Source organism: Pseudoalteromonas sp. S4741, assembly GCF_005886135.1.
Taxonomy (GTDB): Bacteria; Pseudomonadota; Gammaproteobacteria; order Enterobacterales; family Alteromonadaceae; genus Pseudoalteromonas; species Pseudoalteromonas tetraodonis.
Window position 1 is genome coordinate 1 of the sequence record NZ_PNCN01000256.1, and the last position, 277, is coordinate 277.

1 pseudogene is annotated in these 277 nt (G+C 35.0%); it reads right to left on the reverse strand.

The features are described from left to right. Positions 1-34 precede the first annotated feature (34 nt). Positions 35-277 (reverse strand): annotated as a pseudogene (locus tag CWC30_RS18050) (GIY-YIG nuclease family protein); the annotation flags it as partial.

Sequence of the window (277 nt, forward strand, 5' to 3'; positions counted from 1 at the left end):
AGTCATCAATAATCAGAATAATAAATCGTTGCTAATATTTTTTAATCAGGCTGTTTTCGAGGAGAAAAGCTTCTGTTAGTGTATTAGTTAGTGTGACTACAATAATACAAATATTACTCACAAAAACACGGGATTTGCTGTCGGTAATATTGCAGCGAAAGTAACTGCTCACCCGCGTTTTTAAACTTTTAGCTTTACCGACATAAATAACTTGGTTGTCATTATCGAGCATGCGATAAACGCCAGGATCACTCGATAATGTTTTTAATAACTGGGC